The sequence below is a fragment of the Agromyces mangrovi genome, from assembly GCF_030296695.1.
GTDB classification, from domain to species: domain Bacteria; phylum Actinomycetota; class Actinomycetes; order Actinomycetales; family Microbacteriaceae; genus Agromyces; species Agromyces mangrovi.
The window spans coordinates 2440423-2456711 of record NZ_AP027737.1 but is presented as its reverse complement, the minus strand read 5'-3'; the positions used below and the strand labels follow the sequence as shown (position 1 = coordinate 2456711).

The window sequence follows — 16289 nt, the reverse complement described above, 5'->3', positions numbered from 1 at the left end:
GAAAACCATACGCATTCACAATTGAATCCGAGATTGAAACGGATGCCCCGACTAGGGTGTCGACATGGCAGCCACGGGACCGCGCGGCAAGTACGCGACGGGCATCGAGCGACGCGAGCGCATCATCGACCGGGCGACCGAGCGCTTCATGGAGACCGGCTACGCGACGACCTCGCTCGCCGACATCGCCAAGGACGTCGGCATCACGACGCCGGGCCTCATGCACCACTTCCCCACCAAGCAGCACCTCCTGCTCGCGGTCGCCGAGCGCCGCTTCGACGAGTCGGCGCGCGTCGCGTTCGAGTCCCCGACCGACACCGACGGCACGGGGACACTGCGCCTGATGTATCGGCTCCGGCAGCTGTTCACGACCCAGCCCGGGCTCATGGAACTCTTCGTACACATGGGCGGCGAGGCGGCCGACCGCACGAGCGCCGCGCACGAGCTCTTCGTCGCGCGCTACGACCGCGTCATCGCCGACCTCACCCAGCGCTTCCAGGAGGGCGTCGATGCCGGCACCCTCCGCCCTGACCGCGACTACGAGGCGATCGCGCGGGAGTGCATCGCCGTCTCCGACGGGCTCCAGCTGCAGTGGGTGCTCTCAGGCGGCACGCTCGACTTCGCCGGCCTCGCCCGCGCGCACCTCGAGCGCCTGTCGGCCGAGATCCTCGTGAGCGGCGAGCACGTCGACCTCACGGTCGACCCGCCTCCCCCGGCGTCCTGACCCGGCGCAGGTCGGGCCCACAGCCGGCCGGGCCCCGAGTTCAGTCGAGCGGATGCCGCGGGGCGGTCACCAGCCCAGGTCGCGCCCGTCGCGGGTGAGCGTGCCGGGGTCGACGCTGCCGGGCAGCAGCGCGGGCCAGAGCACGCTCTCCGCTCCCACCGCCGGCGGGCGGGCGCCCATCTCCTCCATGCCGGGCGCCGTGGCGGTGAGGCCGGGGTCGACGCCGTACACCTCGATGCCCTCCGGGGCGAGCTCGGTCGCGGCCTTGCGCACGAGCGCGTGCACCGCCGCCTTCGACACCGCGTAGCCCGCGGCGCCGGGGCTCGACGTGATGCCGAACTGCGGGTCGGAGTGCGACCCGGCGCCGCTGCCGACCACGATCACCTGCGGGTCCTTCGCGCGACGCAGCGCGGGCAGGAACGCCTGCAGCGTGCGCCACGTGCCGAGCACGTTCACCTCGAACGAGTCGAGCACGTCGTCGAGGTCGGCGTTCGACGCCGTCTGGTCCCACGGGGCGAACCGGGCGGCGTTCGCGACGAGCAGGTCGAGCGGTCGTCCGTCGAACTCGCGGGCGACCTCGTGCAGCTCGGCCGCGTCGTGCAGGTCGCCGCGCACGATCGTGACGCCCTCGACGTCGGCGAGCACCTCCCCCGCGCGATCGGGGTCGCGCACCACCGCGGTCACCGTCCAGCCGGCGCGCACCAGCCGTCGCACCGCCGCGGCGCCGATGCCACGACCTCCTCCGGTCACGACCGCGGTCTTGGTGGTCTCGTCGCCCTCGGGCATCCGCTCGCCCCTTCTCGGCGCGTCCGCGCCGTTCGATGTTCGTCGACCGCGTGCGCTCAGACGCGCAGCAGCAGCGCCTCGCGCACCCCGAACACGCCCATGATCCACGCCTCGTCGGTCGCGAACGCGGTGTCCTCGATCGGCACGATCTCGGGGTCGTGCACCACGTGGGTCTCGCCGTCGAGCTCGAGCACGGCCGAGCCCGCCGCGACGACGTTGCGCACCCAGTGCGCATCCGACCCGTACGGCAGCGCCACGACGAACCCGCCGTCGGCGGGCTTCGCGCCGATGGGCGTGGAGTACTCGGTGCCGCTCGTGCGGCCGACGTGGTGGATGACCGCCGTCTCCTCGCCCGCCTTCCCTGCGCGCTTCAGCGCCTCGGGGTTCACGGTCTCGTTGAGGAAGCGCCGCATCGGCTGCATGATCCGCGGGTCCTGCGTGCGGAAGCCGCGCACGAGCGTCGCCACGCCGGCGACGGCCGCGACGAGCGCGACCCCGAAGAGCACGAGCAGCACGCGCCAGAAGACCTTCATCGCACGAGCCCCCGTCGCATCCGCACCGTCGTCTCGCCCATGCCGATCCCCCGATCCCGTCGGTCGTTCGCCGTCGTCCGCTGACGCACCCAGCGTAGGGGTCGGATGCCTCGCGGCGACAGGCCCCGGAACGGGGGCGGGCGACGGGGCACCCCTGCCACGAGAGCAGGAGTGCCCCGCGCCGCTACCCGAGTGCGAGCGAGAGCCCTGCCACGACCGAGTACGCCGCGACCGCCGCGAGGATGACCGCCAGCGTGCGCCAGCCCGCTCGCGCCCGTGCGCACTGCAGGCCCCCGACGGCGAATGCGAGGCCGTAGAGGACGAACCCGATCACGTCGTCCTCCTGGGGGTTCTCGAACACGCCGCCGGCCAGCCGCCAGACGACCGCCGTCACCGCGATCAGCACGCCGACCACGCCGACCGCGACGAACACGCGAGTGAGCGCGGTGCCCGGAGCCGATGCGTCGCGAAGCCCACCCTTCGCCAGGCTCGCACGGTCGGGCGCGAAGGCGTACGGCAGCAGCACCACGACGACGAGCCAGCCGAGCGTGAAGACGCCGGCACCGATCAGGTCCTGCCCCTGGATCGCAGACGAGACGAGGCTGTTGACGCCGACCACTGCGAGGAGCCCGAGCAGCCACGCGGTGACGCCGGACCGTCCGCGCGGTCGCACCGCGAGCAGGACGGCCGCGGCGGCGATGGCCGCCATCAGCACGGAGCTCGCGCTGTCGGCGAGGCGGTGCAGCTCGGGCGTGCGCGTCCATCCGTGATCGACCTCGTCGGGCAGCGCCAGCCACGGGGTGAGGATCGACAGCCAGACGCCGAATCCGACGAGGAAGAGCAGTGCGATCGCGACGGCGAGGACGCGGAACGTGATGAAGCGGCGGACGCGGGTGGCCGGTGCCACCTCGACGGTGAGTTCGGACATTCGGGATTCCCTTCGAGTCGATGGAGCGGAGAGCCACACGGTCGCGCGCCCGATGACCCGGGTGCCAGATGCGCTCGTCCCGGGCGCGCCGGCCGGAACGGCCCGGCGATCCGGGACATTCGCACTGGTGCTCACGCCCTGCGGCCAGCACACTGACTCCATGTGGGCCGCGCGAGCGACGGTGGTGCTGACCGTCACGATGACGGTGGCGCTCGCGATCGGGGCGGCCGCGGCGCTCGGCGTCGCCACCGGTGCGGGCGGATCGGACCCACCGACCCCGCTCGCACTGACCGTCGCGAGCTCGACGGTCGCGCTCGGATGGACGTGCATCGGGGGCGTGCTCGCCTGGATGCGGCCAGCCAATGCGGTCGGCTGGATGCTCGTCGTCGTCGGTGCCCTGACGCAGGCGGCCATGACCGAAGCGGCGTGCGCCGGCGCGGGCTGGCTCGGTGACGCAGGGGCGGACGACTACTCGGGTCGACCGGTCGGGCTCGCGCTGACGCTCGTCGGCGGCTGGGCGCTCCTGGCCATGCTCGGCGTGCTGCCCGCCGTGTACCCGGAGGGACGGCTCCCCCGGCGAGCGTGGGCATGGCCGGTCGGCGTCGTCGTGCTCGGAGCGACGCTGATGCAGGCGCAGTGGCTCGTCGTGCAGTTCGTTCCGACCTCGGCGGGGTCGTGGCTCGACGACGTGCTCGGCACCGCGCCGATCGTCGTGTACCTCGGCGGCGCCGGGGTCGTGTGGATCCTCTCCATCGTGCGGCTGCTGCGCGCGCCGGCACCGAGGCGGCAGCAGCTCGCGTGGCTGCTCGGCAGCGTGGTGCTCCTGCTGCTCGTCAACGTCTCGGGAGACAGCGTTGCCATGCAGGTGCTCCAGGTCGCGACGCTCTCGCTGCTCCCCCTGGCGATCGCCGTCGGGCTCCTGCGCTATCGCCTGCTCGGCATCGACGCCTCCCCGGGCGCCGACCCGATGCGCACCGTCGCCGAGCTCGGCAGGCGGGTCGCGGCGAACGAGGAGGGCGAGCTGCTCGGGGCGGTGCTCGCGACCGTGGTGCGCTCCGTCGGTGCGCCGGGCGCCCGGCTGCTCGACGAGCACGGCGGCGTCGCCGCCACGGTGGGTGATCTTCGCGCCACGGGGTTCTCGGCCGAGCTGGCGGTGGGCGGTGTTCCCGTCGGCACCCTCCAGGTCGCGACCAGATGGCCAGGCGACCGATACACCACAAGAGAGGAGCGGATGCTCCGTGCCCTCGCGGCCCAGCTCGCGGCCGTGGTGCGTGCCCAGCACCTCACCGAGCAGGTCGAGGCGCAGCGCGATGCGGGCGCCCGGGCGCGCGACGTCGAGCGCGAACGCGTGCGCCACGATCTGCACGACGGCCTCGGGCCATCGCTCACCGGCATCCGGCTCGGGCTCGACGGCGCGGCCGACGCGATCCGTGCGTCGGAGCCGGCACGCGCGGGCGCCATCATCGATGCGCTCCGTGGCGAGGTCACGCGCGCGGTCGAGGAGGTCCGGCGCGTGCTCGACGACCTGCGACCCGCCGCGCTCGACGAACGCGGCCTCGCGGAGGGCCTGCGCCGCAGCCTCGCATCCATCGCGCCCGGTGTCGACGTCGAGTTGCACGCGGAGCCCGTGGACGCGGTTCCGCTCGAGGTCGAGCAGGCCGCCTACCGCATCGCGAACGAGGCGGTCGCCAACGCCGTGCGGCACGGCGGGGCGACGCGGATCGTCGTCGAGCTCGCGTCGGACCACGCCGGCCTGGTCATGCAGGTGTCCGACGACGGGTGCGGATTCGATGCGACCACCCCCGGCTCCGGCATCGGGCTCGCCTCGATGCACGACCGCGCGCGGCGGCTGGGCGGCAGCCTCGGCATCCGCTCGTCGCCGGACGGCACGACCGTCACGCTCGCGCTGCCGTTGCCGGAGCCGTTGCCGGAGCGGGTCGCGTGAGCGCGCCGCGCGTGGTCATCGCCGACGACCACCCGATGTTCCGCTTCGGCCTTCGCTCAGCGCTGGCCGCGACACCCGAGGTGGAGGTGGTCGGCGAGGCGGCCGACGGCGCGGAGCTCCGCGCACTCGTCGACGAGCTCCGGCCCGATGTCGTGCTCACCGACCTCGAGATGCCGCGCGAGGGCGGCTTGGAGATGCTCCGCCGGCTGGCGGAACGCGACGGCGCACCCGGGGTGCTCGTGCTCACGATGCACGCCGACGACGACGCCCTCCTCGACGCCGTGCGCGCCGGAGCGCGCGGCTACCTGCTGAAGGGCGCCGACCGCGACGAGATCGTGCGTGCGGTGCAGACGGTCGCCGGCGGCGGCAGCGTCTTCAGCGGCGAGGTCGGGCGCCGCGTCGCCGCGTACGCGACGCGCCCGCCGAGCAACGGACGGGTGTTCCCCGAGCTCACGGAGCGAGAGCACGAAGTGCTCGAGCACGTCGCGGTCGGGCGGGGCAACCACGAGATCGCCGCACGACTCTCGCTCTCGGAGAAGACCGTGCGCAACCACGTGTCCATCGTGCTGACGAAGCTCCAGGTGCGCGATCGCGCAGCCGCGGTGGCGAAGGCGCGCGATCGCGGGCTCGGCCCGCCAGTCGACTAGGCCCGTACCAGCCGGTCGCCGAGCCACACCTCGGCGCGCCCGCGGAACGCCTTCGCGAGCTCGCTCGACCACGCGATCGTCTCGAAGCCGTGCGGCGCGCCCGGCACGATGTCGGTCGTCACCTCGACGCCGGCCGCGCGCAGCGCCTCCGCGTAAGCGACGTCCTCGTCGTGGAAGAGGTCGATGTCTCCGACGCCGATCCAGGCGGGCGGCAGGCCCGCGAGGTCGGCGCGGCGACCGGGCACCGCGTACGCGGGCACGTCGGCGCCGCCGGGCGCCGCGCCGAGGTACGACCGCCAGCCGAGGAGGTTGTCGCGGTTCGTCCAGGCGAAGTGCCTGCGCGGGTCGTGCGCGCGCGTCGCGGCGGTGCGGTCGTCGAGCATCGGGCAGTACAGCAGCTGCGCCACGGGCCGCACCCCGCCACGGTCGTGCAGGCGCTGCACGAGCGCCGCCGCGAGACCCCCGCCCGCGCTCTGCCCGCCGACCGCCACACGCTCGGGGTCGATTCCGCGAACGGATGCCTCGGCCTGCAGCCACTCCCATGCGGCCAGACAGTCGTCGAGCGGTGCGGGGAACGGATGCTCCGGGGCGAGCCGGTACTGCACCGACACCACCGTGATGCCGAGCCGCGCCGCCAGCCCCGCGCACGCCCGGTCGTCCATCTGGGCGGCACCGATCACGTACCCGCCGCCGTGGATCCAGAGCAGCGCGCCACCCGAGCCGCCCGCCGGCGTGAAGACGCGCACCCCCGTGCCGGGCACGTCGAAGTCGACGACCTCGAACGTCGTGCCGTCGCTCAGGCGCGGCGCCGGGGCGAGCCGCATGGCGCGGTTCGCGAGCCGTCGCTGCCACGCGCGCTGCACCGCCACAGGCGGCATCATCCGGTACGGCCGGCGCAGGTCGGGGTCCAGGTCGTCCGCCCGCATGCGCGTCGTCGCCGTGCTGCTCATCGGTGCTCCCTCCCGGCCGCTCCGTCGCGACCGCCGTGTCCGGGTCGTACGGATCGTAGCCGACCCGTGCACCGCGCCACGGCGCTCGTCCTCAGGCGCGACGTGCGCGCAGCACGACGTCGGAGACGTGGTGCGACGCCGGGTCCGAGGCATCCGAGCGTTCGCGCACCTCGTCGACGTCGATCGTCCAGCCGTCGTCGAGCGCGGCCGCGAAGTCGGCGGGCTGCAGGTACTCGTCGGGGTCGAAGCCGTGCTCGAGGGCGGTCGCCCGATGCTCCTCGCCGTGGCCGACCACGAGCAGCGTGCCGCCGGGCGCGACCGCGTCGAGCATCGCGCCGATCGCGCTGGACGCCGTGTCGCGACGCAGCGCGAGGTAGTGCCCCGCGACCAGGTCGAAGGTGCGGCCCGGCAGCGGCCGGTCCGCGATGTTCGCCGCGATCCACTCGACGGATGCCCCTGAGTCGGCCGCCGCCCGCCGCGCACGCTCGACCGCGACCGGCGAGAGGTCGAGCCCCGTGACCGTCCAGCCCCGCTGCGCGAGCCAGATCGCGTCGCCGCCCTCGCCGCTGCCCACGTCGAGCGCCGTGCCCGGCGCCTGCCCGTCGAGCTCCGCGATGAGCTGCACGTTCGGCCGGCCGCTCCAGCGCTGCTCGGAGTCGGCGTAGCTCGCGTCCCAGTCGGATGCCTCGTCGCCCGAGTGCCGGTGCGGTCCGCCGTGCGCCTGTTCGCCGTGCCCGTGGTGGTCGTACTCGAGGTCGTCGTGGTCGTGCGCGCTCATGGGTCCAGCACACCCCGCCGCGAGCCGACCGGTCAAGTCGACCGGCTCAATCGCGCGGAGCGTCGGCCCCGGGGCATCCGCTCGCCCTCTGGCGGTCGCACCCGACACGGCGCTATCGTGTGCGCATCGGCCCGCCCCGCCCGAGGCGGCCGAGGGACGGCGTTCGGGAGCGATCCCGGCGCGACCGGGGAGGCATCATGCCAGCCACACCACTGCCTGCGAGCGGCGAGGCGCCGGAGGCGAAGACCTGCGATGCGAGCGGCATGGCGGAGATCCACCGCATGTTCAAGCGCGGGTTCGGCGAGGGGCCGGAGCTCGTGCGCGGGGTGCGCGCGGGCGACACCGCCCACGCCGAGGCCGTAGCGAGCCAGCTCGAGCTGATGTCGGTCGGCCTGCACGCGCACCACGAGGGCGAGGACGCGAGGCTCTGGTCGACGCTCGAGGCCCGCGCGCCGAGCTGCGCGCTGCACGTCGAGCGCATGAAGGAGCAGCACCAGGCGATGCTCGTGCAGCTGCGGGCGCTCGACGCGGCGCTGCCGTCCTGGCGCGCGTCCGCCGGCGACCCGGCCGACGTGCTCGCCGCGCTCGACGGCATCAACGCCGCCCTCGAGGTGCACCTGCCCGACGAGGAGACCAACATCGTGCCGGTGATCGAGACCACGTACACCCAGAAGGAACTCGAGTGGTTCTCGGAGCACGGCCGCAAGGCCACCCCGAAGGGCCGCATGTGGGACCAGCTCGGCGCGATCATCGACGCGCAGCCCGACGGCGACGACTGGGTGCGGAAGAACCTCCCCGGCCCGGTGCGCCTGATGTGGCGAGCCGTCGGCCGGAAGCGCTACGAGCGCACGCGCGCGGAGCTCGTCGCGCGCTGAGCTCGTCGCGCGCTGAGCGCGCCGGCGCGATCGGCCGAGAGCGCGGCGAGCTGAGCGCGGCCGGGCGCCGGCCCGACGCATCCGTCGCCGCACGCTGACGGGCGCCGGCCCGGAACACGGCGTTCCCGGTCGGCGCCCGCCCAGCGGCATCCGCTCAGTCGGCGACGTGGATGCTCGCCTTGCCCGAGAGGCGCCCCTCGACCAGGTCGTCCATCGCGCGGCGCACGTCGCGGAGCGGGTAGACCTCCGACACGGGTGCGCGCAGCGACCCCTGCTCGATCACGCCCGCGAGTCGCGCGATGTCGTCGCCCGACTCGATCGACATGAGGCCGCGGATCGTCTGGCGGGTGAACAGGTTGCGCAGCGGCGCGCTCAGCTGGCGCTGGAACCCGCCGGTCAGCTTGCCGCCCTTCTCGCCGCCGACCATGACGAGCGCGCCCTCGGGCGCGAGGATGCGCTGCATACGGCGTACCTTCGCGTTGCCGTTGATGTCGATGATCGCGTCGAAGCGCTCGTCGAGCGTGGTCACGTCGGTGGTGCGGTAGTCGATCGCGCGGGTGGCGCCGAGCGAGCGGACGTACTCCGCCTTGCCCGCGCTCGCGACCGCGGTGACCTCCGCGCCGGCCGCCGCGGCGACCTGCACGGCGTAGCTGCCGACGCCACCCGATGCCCCCGTGATCAGCACGCGCTGCCCGGCGGTGACGCCTGCGGCCTCGACGGCCTGCAGCCCGGTGAGGCCCGAGATCGGCACCACGGCGGCGGCGTCGAAGTCGATGCCCCGGGGCATCCGCTGCAGCTTGGCGACGGGCGCGACGGCGTACTCCGCGAAGCTGCTGATCGCGATGCCGAAGACCCGGTCGCCGATGGCGAACTCGTCGACCCCCTCGCCGAGCGCCGCCACGTTGCCCGCGACGTCGAGGCCGGGAATGGGGTACTTGGGCTTGCGGAACCCGAACATGAGGCGGGTCAGGTACGGCAGGCCGGCCATGAGGTGCCAGGTGCCGCGGTCGAGGCCGGCGGCGCGCACGCGCACGAGCACCTCGCCCGGGCCGGGGGTCGGGCGGTCGACCTGCTCGATGCCGAGCACCTCGCTGCCGCCGTAGCGGTGCTGCACGACGGCGGTCATGGTGCCGGGCATGCGGGCGGGGCGGGGTGCGGTGCGGGGCGAAGCGGATGCCTCGGGCGCGGTGTTCGCGCCGGCGGCGCGGGTCTCGTGGCGGGTGTCCACGGTCATGGTGTGCTCCTTCGGTTCGAGCCGTGCGGCTCCGGTGTCTGTTCGTGGGCGCTTTTCGTACTAAGTACGATGCGGTAGTGTCGACGGTACTCGTACTTAGTACGAACGTCAAGAGGGAGGCGACGAGATGTCCGGACGCGAGACTGCGGAGCATCCGCCCGCCCCCGCCCCTGCGCCCGCCCGCGGCTCGCTCTCCCGCGACGTGGTGCTCGCCGGCGCGGTCGAACTCGCCGACCGCATCGGCGTCGACGCGCTGACGATCCGCCGCCTCGCCGACCAGCTGGGCGCGAAGCCGATGACGATCTACCACTACGTGGCGAACAAGGAGGACATCATCGACGGCATGGTCGGCCGGGTGTTCGACGAGATCACCCGCCCGCCGCTCGACCTGCCGTGGAAGCGGGCGATCCGGATGCGGGCCGAGTCGGCGCGCGAGGTGCTGCGGAGGCATCCGTGGGCCCCGCCGCTCATGGAGTCGCGCACGAACCCCGACCCGAGCATCCTCGGCCACCACGAGGCCGTGCTCGCCGTGTGGTTCCAGGCCGGGTTCCCGCTCGAGCTCATCGCGCACGCGGGCGCGGTGCTCGACGCGTACCTCTACGGGTTCGCGCTACAGGAGGCGGCGCTGCCCTTCGGCGAGCGCGAGGGCGACCTGTCGGAGATCGCCGACCAGCTGATCACCCCGATGTCGCCTGACGAGTACCCCCACATGGTGCGCTTCGCGGGCGAGTACGTGATGCAGCCCGACTACGACTTCGGCCGCTCGTTCGACTTCGGGCTCGACCTGATCCTCGACGGGCTGGAGGCCGCGCTGGCGCGCTGAGCGGGTTGGGGGGCGTGGCGAGCCGGCCGTGTAGGCGTGGCGAGCCGGCCGTGCAACGGAGCGCGGAAGCCTGCGTGCGAAACGTAGGAGATCCGGGGCGCGCCGCCACCCCATCCCGGTGTGTCGCCCATCGAGTCCTACGTTTCGCACGAGCCCACCCGACCGCGTTGTGCGAAACGTAGGAGATCCCGGGCGTGCCGCCACCCCATCCCGGCGTGTCGCCCATCGAGTCCTACGTTCCGCACGAGGCGACCTCGGGCGCGGCTTCGTGCCACCCGGGTCCTTCAGTCCGCACGGACGACGAGGTCGGCCACCCCACGACGTGCGATGATCGCGCGCGCATTCACTTCGTCGACCTCGCGCACCCACGCCTCGGCCGCATCGGGCGACTTGCCGAACTCGACGTGTCGTGCGACCAGCCGCGCGCGCCGCAAATCGTCGGGCACGTCGACGAACCACGTCTCGGCGAGCACCGACGGCACCAGCGACCACGGCTCATCGCGCATCAGCAGGTAGTTCCCCTCCGTCACGACGAGCTGCACCCCGGGTTCGATGGGCACGGCCCCCGCGATCGGCTGCTCGAGCGTGCGTTCGAAGCCCGGCGCGTAGACGATCTCGCGCGACTCGGCCACGCGACGCAGCGCGGCCAGGTACCCCCACCCGTCGAACGTGTCGATCGCACCCTTGCGGTCGAGCCGGCCGAGCCGCTCGAGCTCGACGTCCGCGAGGTGGAACCCGTCCATCGGCAGCAGGGCGGCACGGATGCCCCGGGCCGCGGCGCCCGCAACCACCGCATCCGCGAGCGTGGACTTGCCCGCACCGGGCGCCCCGGTGATCCCGAGAACGGCACGCCCTCCCCGGCCGCGCCGGCGGCCCCGGCGAGCCCCGCCGCGCGCTCCACCAGGCCATCCAGCTCCATCGCCTCAGCCTACGGTCGGGCGCCCGTTCGAGGAGCCGTCCAATCCGCCCGGCCGACCGCTCCGAACTCCTCCCTGACGGCCGATCCGACGCCGTCACGGGCCCCGCCCGACGCGAGAGCGCACGGCGCCCGACGCTCAGCAGGACGAAGGAGTACCCGATGAGGAACGCAACACGAGCCGCACTGGCCGCGACGGCCGGCATCGCGCTGGCGATCGGCGGTGCGACCGCGGCGAACGCCGCCCACGACACGAACCCGTCGCCGAAGGTGGCGAGCTACAGCTACAGCCTGGACGCGATCCAGCCGGCATCCGTGCCCGAGAGCGCCGCCAGCGGCACCACGCGCGTGAAGGCGCTGCCGAACGGCAAGCTGCAGGTCACCGTCGAGGCGTGGGGCCTGTCGCCGAACCTGCCGCACGCGATGCACCTGCACGGCGTGCCCGGACCGGCGACCGACATGGCCTGCCCCGGACCCGGCGCGGCCGGCGTCGACGGCGTCGTCTCGGTGGTCGACGGCATCCCGTTCTACGGCGGCATCGTCACGTCGCTCACGTCGACCGGCGACACCAGCCCGGCCAGCGCGCTCGCGCTCGACCGGTTCGCCGTCGCCGACGCGAACGGCTACCTGTACTACCAGCGCACGTTCACCGACGTGCCGGGCTACACCGACGCCGGCACCGTGCAGGTCGTCGTGCACGGCATCGACTTCGACGGCAACGGGGCCTACGCCTTCAACGCGGACGACCCGTTCGCGAGCATGGCCTCGTCGCTGAGCGGCGCGATCCCGCTCGAGGCCACCGTGCCGGTGCTCTGCGGCGGCATCGCCAACTGACCGGGGGAACACGAGGGGAACACCAAGGGGAACACACGGATGCCCCGGGGCCACGCGGCCCCGGGGCATCCGCTCGTCGCTGCTGTCGTCGCTGTCGTTCCCCGTCGCTCAGAGCACGCCGACCGGGCCTCAGCCGCGCCGTACCAGCGAGCGCGCATCGGCCGCGGTCGCGCCCACCCAGCGTCCGGCCCGAGACAGCGGCCCCGCGCCGTTCGCGCGGCCGTCGCCGACGCTCGGCGGCTCGACGTAGCCGGGCGCTCCGCGCGGCCCGACCAGCACCCGGGCGACCTCCTGGAGCACCGGGTCCTCGGGCGCACGCCCGGTCGTGTCACCCGTGTGCCACGACAGCGTGAGCCCGTCGGCACCGTGCTCGAGCACCGACAGGTTGTTGTCGAACCACGGCCCCTTCGTCGTGCGCCACTCGAACGGCGGGTCGGGCACCTTCACCGAACGGGCCGCCGCGGCGCCGAACGGCTTCGCCACGCCGTACGACATCACCACCGAGAACCAGCGCATCACGATCGGCAGCGGATTGCGCACGGGCGAGCACACCGCCTGCACGATGCGGCTGCCGTGGTCGCGCTCGACCTCGGCGACGTACGAGTAGTGCACGTCGCCCGAGAGCACGGTCACGGTCTCCGGGGCATCCCCCGCTCGCCGTCGGCGACCTCCGTCGCAGCACGTGCCAGCTCCTGGAAGCTGTGCTGCCACGCACCCCAGTGCTCCAGGTCGACCGTCTGCCGCAGCACCTCGCCGACCCGGGCCGCGGTCGGCCCCCAGGCCCCCTGCGAGACCGCTTCGTCCCACGCCTCGACGTGGTGCAGCCCGATCGGCAGCAGCCACGGCAGCGAGGTCGCGACGAGCAGGTGCCGGAAACCGCCCTGCAGCTGGGCGTCGACCCACTCCCACTCGCCGTGGCCGACGAGCGCACGATGGTCGGGGTCGAGATCGCGCGCCGTGCGCGAGTCGACGACCACGAGCCGCAGGTCGCCGAAGTCGCGTGCGAAGCTGAACCGGTACGTCGACGGCTCGCGATCGACGCGGGCGGCGAAGGCGTCGATCACGTCGCTCAGGTCGAGCTCGTCGTCGCCGTCGTGGGCGGCGATGCGCTGCCAGAGCTCGTCCTCGGCGCGCTCGGTCGGCGACAGGTTGCCGAGGTGCTGGTACACCCAGTACGACGCGAGGCCGGCGACGATGCGGCCGTACCACCACGACGTCCGCTCCATCTTCCGCTTCCAGGTGAGCGAGGCGTTCCAGTCGTCGCGCACGTCGTGGTCGTCGAAGATCATCGCGCTCGGCACCGTGGAGAGCAGCCACCGGTTCGCGTCGTCCGACCAGGCGAGCTTGTACAGGTGCGCGTACTCCTCGAAGTCCTGCAGCTCCTTGCCCGGCGGTTCGCTGAGGTCGCGCCGCTCGGCGATGAACTCCTGCATCGGCTTCGTCGTGACATCCGCGTACACCTGGTCGCCGAGCAGCAGGATCAGGTCGGGTCGCAGCCCGTCGTCGTCGACCATGGCGAGCGAGAACGCCCGCATCGCGTCGACGCCGTGCCGCCGGTTGCCGTACGCGTCGTGGCTCACGCTCGTGCGACACGACCCCCACGCCATGCGCAGGCCGGCGTCGGTCGACCGCGTCGCGATCACCGAGGGCGGGGCGTCGGATGCCTCGGGCCACGCCCGCGCACCGTCCACGAGCACCTCGTACTCGCGCCTGGAGCCGGGCTCCAGCCCGTCCACCTCGACGAGCGCGTAGTGGTGGTCGTGCACCGCCCACGTTCGTGCGTGCCACTCGCGACCGTCGGCGCGGACGGTGACCGTGGCATCCGTCGCCGTCTCGACCCAGACCGCGGCCGAGGTCTCGTCGGTGTAGCGCAGCATCGGTCCGAGGACGATCGGGGAATCCGCCATGCCCCGATTCTCCCGCCGGCGCCCGGTCGCGTCACGGGGTTGCGCGAGATTTCCGCGCCGACTATCCGGCACCGGCGCCGGTCACGCCATCAGGCGCCCGAGCCGCTCACGCCCCGAAGTACCGCCCCGGTCGGTGGTTGAGCGCGAGCACCAGGTTGAGCAGCGCCGCCCCGAGCAGCGAGTACACGAGCCCCAGCGGGGTGATGGTGGCGATCGCGGCGAGCACGGTGACCAGGTCGAATGCCATCTGCACGTAGCCGGCGCGCCAGCCGAGGCGCTCCTGCGCGAGCAGCGCGACGACGTTGTAGCCGCCCAGGCTCGCACCGTGCCGGAACAGCACGAGCAGGCCGATGCCCGCGAGCAGGTTGCCGGCGATCGCGCCGTACAGCGGGTCGATCTCGAACCCGGGCATGGCGAGCGGATGCAACGACGACAGCGCCGACACCGCCACGATCGCGATCGCGGTCTTGACCGTGAACCGCCAGCCCTTCCGCAGGGCCGCGAGCACGAAGAACGGCAGGTTCACGCCGAGGAACACGATGCCGAACGGGATGCCCGTGACGTAGCCGATCAGCAGCGAGAGTCCGGCCGTGCCGCCGGTCACCATCTGCGCGCTGTTCAGCAGGAACAGGCCGAGTGATGCCACGAAGACGCCGGTGGCCATGCCGGTGAGGTCGTCGAGGAACGAGTGGCGCACGGATGCCGCGGGGCCGCCGGCCGGCGCAGCGGGCGCGTCGGCGGGGCGGGCGTCGGCAGCGGGGCGCGAGTCGGTCGTCATGATCACCGATCATCGGTTCGACCTGCCGGGTGTCGCAACTCAGGTGCATCCGACTGCGACAGATGCTCACATCGGAGCGGATGATGCGGCAGAATGCGCAGCATGGACGAGATCGACCCGCTCGACGCCCGCATCCTCCTCGCGCTCGACGACGAACCCGACGCGACGATCCTCACACTCTCGCGCCGCCTCGGCATCGCCCGCAACACCGCGCACGCGCGCCTGCGCCGCCTCGCAGACCGCGGCGTGCTCGGCGCGACGAGCCGCCGCATCGACCCCGCCGCGCTCGGCCTGAAGCTCACCGCGTTCATCTCGCTCGAGGCCAGGCAGGCGGATGCCCCTGCCACCGAGTCCGCCCTCGTGCAGATCCCTGAGGTGGTCGAGGTCCACTCCACGACCGGGGACGCCGACTACCTGCTGAAGGTCGTCGCGCGCGACACCTCCGACCTGCGGCGCATCACGGCCGACATCCTGGCGATCGACGGCGTCGAGCGCTCGGGCACCGTCATCTCGCTCGACGAGGTCATGGGCCCGCGCGTCTCGGCGCTGCTGGAGCGCGTCGCGGCCGGCTGACGCCTGCGCGGGCGTCGACCGTGCGAAACGAAGGACTCCCGCGGCGTGTCGGGCCGCGACGCACGGCGTGGCGCCCGTTCCGTCCGACGATTCGCACGCGGATGCGGAGACCCGTGCCGACACGCCGCTCCCGAGGCATCCGATTCGGTGTGTCGCCTGCGATCTCCGCATCCGCGAACCCGCAGCCCGCCTACGCGACCGCCTCCACGGCCGGCCGGGCGTGCGCCACCGCCCACTCGAGCGCGTGGTCGGCGACGGCCTCCCAGCCGGGCTCGGCGCAGGTCCAGTGCGATCGGCCCGCGAACTCGAAGTACTCGGTGACGGCCGGCGACTTGGCGTAGTGCTTCGCGTTCGACTTGTTCACCGACGGCGGCATGATGTGGTCGGCCCCGCCGCCGATGAACAGCAGCGGCGCACGGTCGGCCGTGTAGTCGACCCAGGTCTCCTGGTGGCCGGGCGTGAAGTTCGCGAGCAGGCCGTACGCCCAGATCCAGTTGCCGGGCGCGCCGATCGCGTACTTCTCCCAGACCGCGTCGGACTCCTCGCGCGTCAGCGTGTTCGTGAACGCGTAGTGGAACTCCTCCTGCGTGAACGAGACCGCCTGGTGCCGGGTCGCCGGGCTCTTGAGCGCCGGGAACAGCGACTTCGCCTGCGACAGCGGCGTGACGCGCACGCCCTCGGTCGGGGCCGAGTCGATGGCGACGGCGGATGCCCCGAGGCCGCGTGCGAGCAGCAGCTGCGTGAGCGTGCCGCCGAAGGAATGCCCCATGATGATGGGCGGCTTCGGCAGCGCCTCGATGACGCCGGCGAGGTGGTCGACGGTCTCGGGCACGGTGAGGTTCGCGATGACGTCGGGCTGCTCGCGGAGCGCCTCGACCTCGATCTCGAACCCGGGGTAGGCGGGCGTGAGCACGGTGTAGCCCTTCGCCTCGAAGTGGGCCTTCCAGCCCTCCCAGCTGCGCGGGGTCATCCAGAGGCCGTGCACGAGCACGATGGTGTCGGGGCTGCCTGCGGCGGGGGTCGTCTCGGTCATGATGTGTCCTTTTCGTGGTGGTGGG

The 16289-nt window shown here is 73.2% G+C and carries 18 protein-coding genes; 7 read left to right on the top strand and 11 right to left on the bottom strand.

Annotated elements, in window-relative coordinates; translation table 11 throughout:
• Positions 1 to 64: 64 nt before the first annotated feature.
• The gene (locus QUE38_RS11640; protein WP_286308409.1) at positions 65 to 724 is read left to right on the top strand and encodes a TetR/AcrR family transcriptional regulator; all 660 of its coding nucleotides are present in this window, start codon (positions 65 to 67) and stop codon (positions 722 to 724) included.
• Positions 725 to 790: 66 nt separating this feature from the next.
• Here the strand turns inward: QUE38_RS11640 and QUE38_RS11635 are convergent, their stop codons facing one another.
• The 3 genes from QUE38_RS11635 to QUE38_RS11625 form a co-directional block, all read right to left on the bottom strand.
• Positions 791 to 1510, bottom strand: a complete 720-nt coding sequence (locus QUE38_RS11635; RefSeq protein ID WP_286308408.1) for an SDR family NAD(P)-dependent oxidoreductase — start codon at positions 1508 to 1510, stop codon at positions 791 to 793.
• A 56-nt stretch (positions 1511 to 1566) separates the two neighbouring features.
• Positions 1567 to 2043 carry a PNPOx family protein gene (locus QUE38_RS11630; protein WP_286308407.1) on the bottom strand — a complete coding sequence of 159 codons (477 nt, stop codon included), beginning with the start codon at positions 2041 to 2043 and terminating at the stop codon, positions 1567 to 1569.
• A gap of 184 nt (positions 2044 to 2227) precedes the next feature.
• Complete coding sequence (locus QUE38_RS11625; RefSeq protein ID WP_286308406.1) at positions 2228 to 2971, bottom strand: hypothetical protein; 744 nt, start codon at positions 2969 to 2971, stop codon at positions 2228 to 2230.
• Positions 2972 to 3131: 160 nt separating this feature from the next.
• Here QUE38_RS11625 and QUE38_RS11620 point away from each other — a divergent pair, with 160 nt between their 5' ends.
• On the top strand, positions 3132 to 4916 hold the full coding sequence (locus QUE38_RS11620; RefSeq protein WP_286308405.1) for a sensor histidine kinase: 1785 nt from the start codon (positions 3132 to 3134) through the stop codon (positions 4914 to 4916).
• Complete coding sequence (locus QUE38_RS11615) at positions 4913 to 5563, top strand: response regulator (RefSeq protein WP_286308404.1); 651 nt, start codon at positions 4913 to 4915, stop codon at positions 5561 to 5563. Before QUE38_RS11620 ends, QUE38_RS11615 begins: the two co-directional genes overlap by 4 nt.
• On the opposite strand, the gene QUE38_RS11610 is transcribed toward QUE38_RS11615, so the two are convergent.
• Positions 5560 to 6513, bottom strand: coding sequence for an alpha/beta hydrolase (locus QUE38_RS11610; protein ID WP_286308403.1), 954 nt, complete (start codon positions 6511 to 6513; stop codon positions 5560 to 5562). The two genes, QUE38_RS11615 and QUE38_RS11610, sit on opposite strands and share 4 nt — an antisense overlap.
• Positions 6514 to 6604: 91 nt before the next feature.
• Positions 6605 to 7291, bottom strand: coding sequence for a class I SAM-dependent methyltransferase (locus QUE38_RS11605; RefSeq protein WP_286308402.1), 687 nt, complete (start codon positions 7289 to 7291; stop codon positions 6605 to 6607).
• Between the two features lie 197 nt (positions 7292 to 7488).
• Between QUE38_RS11605 and QUE38_RS11600 the strand changes: the two genes are divergently transcribed.
• Positions 7489 to 8166 (top strand): hemerythrin domain-containing protein, encoded by a 678-nt coding sequence (locus QUE38_RS11600; protein ID WP_286308401.1) that lies wholly within the window; start codon positions 7489 to 7491, stop codon positions 8164 to 8166.
• Between the two features lie 154 nt (positions 8167 to 8320).
• Here the strand turns inward: QUE38_RS11600 and QUE38_RS11595 are convergent, their stop codons facing one another.
• On the bottom strand, positions 8321 to 9400 hold the full coding sequence (locus QUE38_RS11595) for an NAD(P)-dependent alcohol dehydrogenase (RefSeq protein ID WP_286308400.1): 1080 nt from the start codon (positions 9398 to 9400) through the stop codon (positions 8321 to 8323).
• Between the two features lie 127 nt (positions 9401 to 9527).
• On the opposite strand from QUE38_RS11595, the gene QUE38_RS11590 reads away from it, so the two are divergent.
• Positions 9528 to 10223, top strand: a complete 696-nt coding sequence (locus tag QUE38_RS11590; protein WP_286308399.1) for a TetR/AcrR family transcriptional regulator — start codon at positions 9528 to 9530, stop codon at positions 10221 to 10223.
• A 284-nt stretch (positions 10224 to 10507) separates the two neighbouring features.
• Here the strand turns inward: QUE38_RS11590 and QUE38_RS11585 are convergent, their stop codons facing one another.
• Positions 10508 to 11059, bottom strand: a complete 552-nt coding sequence (locus tag QUE38_RS11585; RefSeq protein WP_286311804.1) for a nucleoside/nucleotide kinase family protein — start codon at positions 11057 to 11059, stop codon at positions 10508 to 10510.
• A 242-nt stretch (positions 11060 to 11301) separates the two neighbouring features.
• Here QUE38_RS11585 and QUE38_RS11580 point away from each other — a divergent pair, with 242 nt between their 5' ends.
• Positions 11302 to 11973, top strand: coding sequence for a hypothetical protein (locus QUE38_RS11580; RefSeq protein WP_286308398.1), 672 nt, complete (start codon positions 11302 to 11304; stop codon positions 11971 to 11973).
• Between the two features lie 129 nt (positions 11974 to 12102).
• Here QUE38_RS11580 and QUE38_RS17625 read toward each other — a convergent pair whose 3' ends face one another.
• The 3 genes from QUE38_RS17625 to QUE38_RS11570 all read right to left on the bottom strand — a co-directional run bounded on the left by QUE38_RS17625 (position 12103) and on the right by QUE38_RS11570 (position 14658).
• Positions 12103 to 12606 (bottom strand): hypothetical protein, encoded by a 504-nt coding sequence (locus QUE38_RS17625; protein ID WP_350227468.1) that lies wholly within the window; start codon positions 12604 to 12606, stop codon positions 12103 to 12105.
• Positions 12603 to 13880: a DUF7800 domain-containing protein gene (locus tag QUE38_RS11575; protein WP_350227467.1), complete on the bottom strand. Its 1278-nt coding sequence runs from the start codon at positions 13878 to 13880 to the stop codon at positions 12603 to 12605. The genes QUE38_RS17625 and QUE38_RS11575 overlap by 4 nt, the downstream gene beginning before the upstream one ends.
• A gap of 106 nt (positions 13881 to 13986) precedes the next feature.
• The gene (locus tag QUE38_RS11570) at positions 13987 to 14658 is read right to left on the bottom strand and encodes a YitT family protein (RefSeq protein ID WP_286308397.1); all 672 of its coding nucleotides are present in this window, start codon (positions 14656 to 14658) and stop codon (positions 13987 to 13989) included.
• 102 nt (positions 14659 to 14760) lie between these two features.
• Here QUE38_RS11570 and QUE38_RS11565 point away from each other — a divergent pair, with 102 nt between their 5' ends.
• On the top strand, positions 14761 to 15231 hold the full coding sequence (locus tag QUE38_RS11565; RefSeq protein WP_286308396.1) for an Lrp/AsnC family transcriptional regulator: 471 nt from the start codon (positions 14761 to 14763) through the stop codon (positions 15229 to 15231).
• Positions 15232 to 15421: 190 nt separating this feature from the next.
• Here the strand turns inward: QUE38_RS11565 and QUE38_RS11560 are convergent, their stop codons facing one another.
• On the bottom strand, positions 15422 to 16264 hold the full coding sequence (locus tag QUE38_RS11560; RefSeq protein ID WP_286308395.1) for an alpha/beta hydrolase: 843 nt from the start codon (positions 16262 to 16264) through the stop codon (positions 15422 to 15424).
• Positions 16265 to 16289: the final 25 nt, after the last annotated feature.